Raw genomic sequence first — 8,544 nt, 5'->3', positions numbered from 1 at the left:
CCTTGTCACAAACTATATAGCAGCGATATAAGCTTGTTTTCTATCGGTAATTTTTTCATGAGTTTACAGTATAAGATAGTGCCGGTAACGGCTTTTGAGCAGAACTGCTCAATTTTGTGGTGCGATCAGAGTAAAAAAGCGGCAGTTGTCGACCCTGGTGGTGATTTACCCAAAATTTTGGCTGAGCTTGAATCTTTAGGCCTTCAGCTTGATAAGGTAATTTTGACACATGCGCATATTGATCATGCCGGTGCAACGGCGGATTTAGCTGAGCAGAGTGGGGTGCCTGTCGTTGGCCCTCATAAAGAAGATAAGTTTTGGATTGATATGCTGCCTCAGCAGAGCCAGATGTTTGGTTTTCCTGCTGCCAAGATCTTTACGCCTGACCAGTGGCTGGAACAGGGCGATACGGTTGAAGTGGGGAGCGAGATTCTCGAAGTGCTACATTGTCCTGGTCATACGCCAGGCCATGTCGTTTTTTACCATCGAGGTAGTGATTTATTGGTCGTTGGTGACGTTCTTTTTCAAGGCTCAATCGGGCGTACGGATTTCCCTAAGGGCGACTTCGACACGCTTGCGAAGTCGATTCGATCTAAGCTTTGGGCATTGGCGGATGAAACGAAATTCATTCCGGGTCATGGCCCGATGTCGACCATAGGGCATGAAAAAGCCAACAACCCCTTTGTTGGTGGTTACGGCTAGTAAGGTATACAGATAATATTTAAGCGCTCGATACCAGCGTTGACACAGTAAAAAATCAGATAGGCATAACGTTAATGACACAAATGGTAAGAACACGAATCGCACCATCCCCAACGGGTGACCCTCATGTTGGTACAGCATATATTGCATTGTTTAATATGTGTTTCGCCAAGCAACACGGAGGTAAGTTTATCCTTCGAATTGAAGATACTGACCAAGCGAGAAGCACGCCAGAATCGGAACGTGATATTTTATCTTCAATGAAGTGGTTAGGGCTTGATTGGGACGAAGGTCCAGATGTAGGTGGTGATTATGGGCCTTATCGCCAGAGTGAGCGAAAAGACGACTATCGTGCCTATGCCGAGCAGTTGGTCGAACAGGGTAATGCCTTTTATTGTTTTCGTACACCAGAAGAGCTTGATGCGATTCGTGAAGAGCGAAAAGCGGCGGGTTTAAACCCTGGGATTAAAGGTGACCTTGAGTTATCTAGTGACGAAGTCAAAGAACGTTTAGCTCGTGGCGATGCGCATGTTATTCGTATGAAAGTTCCGGACGAAGGTGTTTGCGAAATTGACGATATGTTACGTGGCAAGATAGAGATTGACTGGTCTCAGGTCGATTCTCAAATTCTGCTTAAGTCAGACGGTATGCCTACTTATCACCTGGCGAATGTAGTTGATGACCATTTGATGGCGATCACGCATGTTATCCGTGGTGAAGAGTGGATTAACTCGGCACCTAAGCACCAGTTGTTGTATAAGTATTTTGGCTGGGAGATGCCTGTGCTATGTCACATGCCATTATTACGAAACCCGGATAAGAGCAAGCTAAGCAAGCGTAAGAACCCAACCAGTATTAATTATTATGAGCGTGCTGGTTTTTTACCCGAGTCAGTCATTAACTATTTGGGGCGAATGGGTTGGTCTATGCCTGATGAGCGTGAGAAATTTACACTACAGGAAATGATTGAGAACTTCGATATTAAACGTGTTTCGCTTGGTGGACCGATTTTCGACGTCGAAAAGCTAAGCTGGTTGAATGGCGTGTGGATTCGTGAAAATCTAAGTGCTGACGAATTTATGGCGCGCGCTCAAGCTTGGGCATTCAACGAGGCAAACCTTAAACCTTTGGTTGAGCATGTACAGGGGCGTGTATCGACCTTTGCTGACATCGCACCATTAAGCACCTTTATGTTTTCAGGTATGCTGGAATTACAGGCTGCAGATTTTGCGCATAAAAAACTAGAAGAAGGGCAAGTTAAACGCGTGTTGCAGTTTGCTTTGTGGCAATTGGAATCATTACGTGATTGGAACAAAGATAATATCTTTGCCGAGATTAAGGCTTTGTCCAAGGTGATGGAGTTTAAGATAGGTGATTGCATGCAGCCAATCTTTATCGCTATTGCTGGTACACCAAACTCTTGGTCAGTAGTCGATTCTATGGCGCTTTTAGGGCCAGATATGAGTCGTGCCAGGCTGCGTCATGCTGTTAGCATATTGGGTGGCTTTTCCAAGAAAGAAACCAAGCGAGTAGAGAAGGAATATCAATCGCTTAGCGCAGAAATCAAAAAGTTAAAAGAAGTGTAAAAATAGTCTTGACTCGGGGGGGAGACTTCAATAATATACGCCCCCGTTGAATGATGCACAGCACACCAGTGCGGGGCCATAGCTCAGCTGGGAGAGCGCGACGCTGGCAGCGTTGAGGTCTGCGGTTCGATCCCGCATGGCTCCACCAAATCATTCAGGACAGTTTACTGTCCCCTTCGTCTAGAGGCCTAGGACACCGCCCTTTCACGGCGGTAACAGGGGTTCGACTCCCCTAGGGGACGCCATATAAAAAACCTCGATATCAATTTGATATCGAGGTTTTTTTTCGCCTGTAGAAAGTTGAGTATAGCCATTGTTACTTTCTCTCAGTCTTTTTCGGGCTATTTACTTGTCTACTGTAGTTGTTCTATGTGTTTTTCTCTGCCGATACTCAGTTAAATTTGTTTTTTAGAGGCTCATAAAGGAGGGGGATTAGCAGATCAAATCTGCCTGATGGATTTTTGACGTTTACTGGGTGTTAGTAGGTATTATGTTTGACGAAATCCGTACTCGAGACTTTTAAGTGAAATATGTTTGTGTATAAGGTATTGAATATAATAAGAAAATAAAAAGTAATCAAAGTTATTTATGAAGTTGGCATGCTAATCGCTTAATGTGAATCAACTAAATAAAAATGTACTTCAAAGAGAAGTACAAATACAAAAAATTGATTAATTAGCAGATTAAATTGACGGGTGATAAATATGTTCGCAACTAACAACGAAGTACAAATGGTGGAAAAGACTGAAACATCAAATGTTGTAAATATCCGTAGCGCACGTAAAGCACAAGAAAAAGCACAGCAAGAGTTATTAGATTATATGATGTGGACAATGAAGCACGATATGGATCCACACCGGTTGCATTATGACCCAATCGAAGTGTTTCGTGAGGAAATGAAAGCAAAAATGAAATCAGCGCAAGACGTAGCCTAAGCTGCTAGCTGTAGTTACGGAGTATAAATAGAAGCGCAGTCAACGCGACAATATAATAAACTGATTTGGCCTGAGTTGGTTTATCTATAAAAGGGAAGCATAGAGCTTCCCTTTTTTTGTGTCTTAGCTTCATAATATATCGATGACAGAAGATCTATTTGAAACTAGTGCTCACGCTTACCCAGAAGCAATTGATATTGGCTTAGATGGTGGGGCCTTAAGTTATTACCGTCACTTTTATTCTCGCAGTGAAGCTGACAGCTTATTTAAGTCTTTGCTTTGCGATATCGAATGGCAGCAAGAGTATATTCAAATGTATGGTGTCGAGCGCCCAATACCGCGGCTCAGTGCATGGTATGGTGATCCTAACATCTCTTACAGCTATTCTGGGATCGCTGCAAAGCCGAAAAACTGGACGCCCTTATTGCAAAATATAAAGATCTTGGTAGAGCAGCGTACGGGTGAAATATTCAATGGTGTCTTGGTCAACCGCTACCGTAATGGTCAAGACAGCGTATCCTGGCATAGTGATGACGAATCAAGCTTAGGCCCTGACCCGATTATCGCTTCACTTAGCTTTGGTCAAAGTCGCTACTTCCAGCTAAAACACAAAAGGAAAGAGGGAGAAAAATATCAGCTGGAGCTTGAGCACGGTTCTTTATTGCTAATGAAATCCGGCGTGCAAAAGAATTGGTTACACCAGGCGCCAAAAACTCGACGCGAGGTTGCAGAGCGAATTAATCTAACTTTCCGACGAATTATGTAAGGGGCGTGTCTTTATTTGGAAACAGCAATAGAGCCTTTTCCGACGCCTTCGTAGGCATTGACGCGATAATGGTTGGCGGGCTTCATTTCTTTACAGCGTAGGGCGACATGTTGAGCAATTAACTCAACAGTTGAGTCGCTATCAATTAAGTAGACACGTTTGGCAGGGAGCGTAACACTAAACTTACCTTGTTGTGCTCTATAGGCAAACGTTACGTGCGCTTTACCGTCAATATCAAACTCCTCGACAATATCTTCTTGCGTACCTATATAAATATTTCGGAAGCAAGCCGCCCAATAGTCTTCTAAGTCGAAATTTCGTTGGTGGTTTTCAAATATCTCAATTTTTGAACGGTGACCGTGAACGATTCTCTGGCAGTTGCCGTCATGTTTTTTGAGGCCGTGGCTATAGTGGTAATAAGCACCGTCAATGTGCTCCTCACTAAGAGAAAGTTCGACCTTACTGACATTGTCAGGAAGGGCATTAAGAATTATTGTTTCGAGATAAGCTGCAACGGTTTTAGTATTGATGGTTTTTACATCAAGTACTAGCACCGCTGATTCCGGGGATATGTGTTGATAAGACCCCATGACGTTTTTCCAATTTAGCTCACACACACCTTTATCTTGTTTTACTTCAAGGTTTTTGGCTTGTGCTGATATCACAAAGCGGTGATCGAGTTCTTCATCGATTATTTGCTTAATCTGCTTTTTTACATGACCGAAGTCAAAGACCATTCCCTGATCATCCAGCTCACCACTAAGCACTATGTCCACGATCCAGCTTTCACCGAGTATCCCGCGTTGAAAGTCATAGTAAGAGAAATCGATAACACTGAGGTTGTTAACAAACAGCTGGTTCATAAGTTTTCCTGAATGAAAGCAGGGGAGTCCCGACCTATCGCGTAATGATATCAAAGGATAGGTAGGGATTCCCCGACATTTTACAGTTTTTTTCCTTTTCTTGGTTTTTTGTAACATATTGAATACTTAACTTGTTAAATCAGGTATTTAGATTAGCCGTAATAGACACTAGTTAACTAAAGTTCCTATTAATATCGGTTTTCATGGCAGAATTTTCCGTATCCATCAAGCTTAAGACCCAGTTGCTGCAGGCGTTAGCCCAGCAGGTTGCCGTGTCGTTTAATGACGGCATTGGAAAAGCGATTCACGCTACCTCAGCTCAGTTATATAAGAAACTAGAGGATGCTGAGGATTGGCTGCGAGCGGATTTTTCTTTAGCCATTAATCTTCTAGAAGCAAATAGTGAATGGTTTGCTGCACAGGTTGCAAACAATGCTATTGGCGCTCTGAAGGAGGTTGAGCAGAGTTTATCAAATGAAGAGGTGCTCAGTGATGAACTAGAGCAAGTGAAAACTGATACACAAAAGCCGCATGGTGGCGATAAGCTTGACCTTGACTCACTTAGTCTTGTCTCCAAAGATGACTTTGAAGATTGGCTTAGTGCCAATATGGGTATCAAGTACCTAGAAGCTGAACTTGGTTACGAGCTTCATGAGGTTTGTTTAATTGTTTCGTACCTGTTTGGAGAAACAATTGGAAAGGAAGATTGTCCTCTGGCACCCCATGCAATTTTCAGCACCTTAAAAACAGCTATCGAGCAACTAGAAATCCCGGCGGCTCCCCAGATTGTCATCTATAAAGCGCTGTCTCGTAGCTTTCTTGAAGACTTAAGAGAGTCATATCTTGAGATAATCGGCACTGTCAAAAAAGTCCAAGTTAATTACAAGCCTAAGCAAACTCAAGAGCCGTTAACAAAGACAGAAAGTGAAGCAGATGCCGCACAAGAAGCCAGTTCAGCCGAAGAGACAGTAAATCACAATGTTGAAGGGCTGAGTGATGCACCAGTTATTGGAGGGGGCTCTTCAGCCGCGTCTATCCTTGAAAATCGCCACCAATATAAAGCTCAAGAAAACAGCACATTAGATACTTTGTCACGTCTGCACACCTCCTCTACTAGTGGGGGGCAATTAGGCTTAGCTTCTGCTGGGGAAGAAATCGATGCAAACTCGCAAAGTATACCTGTAGGTCAATACGCGCCTGCTCAGTTAGTTGGTGCAATTAGCCAATTACAGCAAGTTAGAGATGATACCGAGCTAATCGAACGTAAGAAGTTACGTACTTGGATTGAAAGTGGTCTAAGTGAAATGCCGGGCGGTGCCAAGAATATTGGCCAGCAAGAATCCGAGCTAATCGATGTGACGGATCGCTTTTTCGAAGTCATTGTCGAGAAAATCGGTGTCAGTGGTTTGCTCGAGCGTTGGTTAGAAAAACTTAAACTCACTATTCTTAAGGTAGTTCTTCGAGATAAAACTTTCTTCTCTAATGCTTCGCATCCAGCGCGTCAATTGTTGAATAAACTAGCCAAGCTTTCAGCGAGCGAGAAGTCTGATAAGAAACGACTAGAGAAAGTTTTGGATCGCTATATCGGTAAGGTTGTAAGTGACTTTGACCATGATGATCAAGCGATAGAAAAAGTTGTAAAAGAGCTAGATGATTTATTAGAACGCCAAGCAATCGCGCAAAAACGTAATTCGGATCGCATTGCTCGGGCCTATGAGGGAAAGCAAAAGGTAGCAAGTGCTCGTCATAAAGTTGTAACAGACCTTAATGAACTTTTGCAGGGACAGTCAGTTCCGGTTGTACTGATGGAGCTTCTTGATAAAGCCGGGTGGCGTGAGCATTTGGCCTTAGTCGCTGTTCGCGATGGCGAAACAAGTGAAGGCTATACCGAAGCATTAAATGTTGTAGATGTACTTTTATCGTGGTTGGGTGAAGAGGTTGATGATAGTGACCAATGGGCCGTTGAACTAGAAATGGAGTTGGAAGCGCCTTCTATATTAGAACTAATCACAAAAGAGTTAACAATTGTTGGGCCTGTTGGATATGAGACGGTATTGCAGCGACTGGAAGATTGTTTGTTCCATGATGTTGATCCGCTGCTCGTCAAGATTGATCGATACGAATGGCCTTACGAGAAAACTGAAAAAGAGATTAAAGACCTGCGTCCAGATCAGGGTCAGGACCCACAAGCTTCTCATTGGCATAAGCGCGTAGTGACGATGAAAGTTGGTGAATGGGTTGAAATAAAAGATGATCAAGGGCGTGCCAGATGCTTGCGCCTCGCCTGGTCAGGAAGTGAGTCTTTCCGGTTCGTATTTGTTGATAGCCAAGGCATGAAAGATGAAGATATGCCTTTGGATAAGTTGGTCGAACTGTTTAAAGCTAATAAAGCAAGCTTTGTTGATAACGATGAAGTGCCCTTGGTTGACCAAGGCTTACATCAAATGGTTCAGTCTGTTTACGAAGAACTTGCTAGCCAGTCTAGTTGTGATGTATTGACAGGTTTACTTAATCGTCAGGCATTTGAACGCGGCTTAGAACAAAGTATTTCCGGTGCTGTTACTAATCAAAGTAAAGCGACTTTGATTTATATCGATGTCGATAAGTTCAATTTAACCAATACCAGCTATGGGCATCATGCTGGTGATGCTTTATTGAAGCATGTTGCTCAGACCATTAAAGCACAAGGCCTGGAAGATGCATTTTGCGGGCGTTTGGGTGGTAATGAATTTGGTATGATTTTGGTCAATTGTTCGCTTGAAACGACAAACGATGTAGCAGAAAATATTTGTAAAGAAGTCAGTTCGCAAAGCTTTACTTGGGAAGACCATGCTATCAATACGACGGTGAGTATTGGTGTTGCCGATTTTGAAGTTGAAATTGACTCCTACGACACCTTGATGCGAAAAGCGGGTGTCGCATGCGACTCTGCTAAAGAGCATGGGCGAAATCGCGTTGTACTGTATGAAGCGCTAGACAAAGACCAGCACAAGCGTGATCAGATGTTGGAGTGGGTTCAAAAGCTTGATCAGGATCTCGATGAATTGCTGACACTTCGCTGTCAGGAAATTCGTCCGATCACCACCGACCCCAATGCCAAGCCTCATTACGAAATTCTTTTGGGTGTTAGGGATAATGGTCAGGTATTGCCGCCTGTTATGTTGATCGAAGCAGCAGAACACTTTGGACGAATGGCGATGGTTGACCGCTGGGTGATACATAACGTATTGCGTTGGATGGAGACACATGAAGAGTCTGTTGCTAAATCTGATGGCTTCTCAATTAATTTGTCTGGCAACTCTTTAAGTGATGATTCATTCCTTGAGTTTATACTAGGGCAGTTTGCAGCTAGCACGATTCCTCCGGAAATGATTTGTTTTGAGATTACTGAAACTGCAGCCATTACAAATCTGGCTGATGCGATCGAATTTATACGGGTACTAAAGCAGACTGGATGTAAGTTCTCACTAGATGACTTCGGTTCAGGTCTTTCGTCCTATGCTTACATTCAAAAACTTCCTGTTGATTTTATTAAAATCGACGGTGTGTTTATCGGCAATATCGCTAACAACGAACGTGACCAGGCTTTGGTCAAATCAATTAATGAGTTAGCTCACTTTATGGGTATGAAAACAGTTGCTGAATATGTAGAAAACTATGAAATTCTGAATGTTCTAAGAACTATTGGTGTT

The 8,544-nt window shown here is 43.1% G+C and carries 6 protein-coding genes and 2 tRNA genes; 7 read left to right on the top strand and 1 reads right to left on the bottom strand.

Annotation, left to right across the window (positions count from 1 at the left end):
- Positions 1-57 precede the first annotated feature (57 nt).
- The 6 genes from A3735_RS10965 to A3735_RS10940 all read left to right on the top strand — a co-directional run bounded on the left by A3735_RS10965 (position 58) and on the right by A3735_RS10940 (position 3,989).
- Positions 58-702, top strand: coding sequence for an MBL fold metallo-hydrolase (locus A3735_RS10965; RefSeq protein ID WP_068510655.1), 645 nt, complete (start codon positions 58-60; stop codon positions 700-702).
- Between the two features lie 74 nt (positions 703-776).
- Positions 777-2,288, top strand: coding sequence for a glutamate--tRNA ligase (gene gltX, locus A3735_RS10960; RefSeq protein ID WP_068634061.1), 1,512 nt, complete (start codon positions 777-779; stop codon positions 2,286-2,288).
- A 72-nt stretch (positions 2,289-2,360) separates the two neighbouring features.
- Positions 2,361-2,436: transfer RNA gene (locus A3735_RS10955), tRNA-Ala, on the top strand.
- Positions 2,437-2,457: 21 nt separating this feature from the next.
- Positions 2,458-2,533 (top strand) — tRNA-Glu (locus A3735_RS10950).
- Between the two features lie 459 nt (positions 2,534-2,992).
- On the top strand, positions 2,993-3,223 hold the full coding sequence (locus A3735_RS10945) for a hypothetical protein (protein WP_068634060.1): 231 nt from the start codon (positions 2,993-2,995) through the stop codon (positions 3,221-3,223).
- A gap of 142 nt (positions 3,224-3,365) precedes the next feature.
- Complete coding sequence (locus A3735_RS10940) at positions 3,366-3,989, top strand: alpha-ketoglutarate-dependent dioxygenase AlkB (protein ID WP_068510570.1); 624 nt, start codon at positions 3,366-3,368, stop codon at positions 3,987-3,989.
- A gap of 11 nt (positions 3,990-4,000) precedes the next feature.
- Here A3735_RS10940 and A3735_RS10935 read toward each other — a convergent pair whose 3' ends face one another.
- On the bottom strand, positions 4,001-4,852 hold the full coding sequence (locus A3735_RS10935) for a 6-carboxytetrahydropterin synthase (RefSeq protein ID WP_068510568.1): 852 nt from the start codon (positions 4,850-4,852) through the stop codon (positions 4,001-4,003).
- 203 nt (positions 4,853-5,055) lie between these two features.
- Here A3735_RS10935 and A3735_RS10930 point away from each other — a divergent pair.
- The coding region (locus A3735_RS10930; RefSeq protein ID WP_068638051.1) for a DUF1631 family protein at positions 5,056-8,544 on the top strand (3,489 nt) is incomplete at its 3' end.

The organism is Oleiphilus sp. HI0061 (assembly GCF_001635675.1).
Note: the sequence above shows the minus strand (reverse complement) of the source record. Positions and strands in the feature narration are given on the sequence as shown.

Coding starts and splice junctions, on each gene's coding strand:
- gltX (WP_068634061.1), top strand. CDS start 777: ATGACACAAATGGTAAGAACACGAATCGCACCATCCCCAACGGGTGAC.
- A3735_RS10940 (WP_068510570.1), top strand. CDS start 3,366: ATGACAGAAGATCTATTTGAAACTAGTGCTCACGCTTACCCAGAAGCA.
- A3735_RS10965 (WP_068510655.1), top strand. CDS start 58: ATGAGTTTACAGTATAAGATAGTGCCGGTAACGGCTTTTGAGCAGAAC.
- A3735_RS10935 (WP_068510568.1), bottom strand. CDS start 4,852: ATGAACCAGCTGTTTGTTAACAACCTCAGTGTTATCGATTTCTCTTAC.
- A3735_RS10945 (WP_068634060.1), top strand. CDS start 2,993: ATGTTCGCAACTAACAACGAAGTACAAATGGTGGAAAAGACTGAAACA.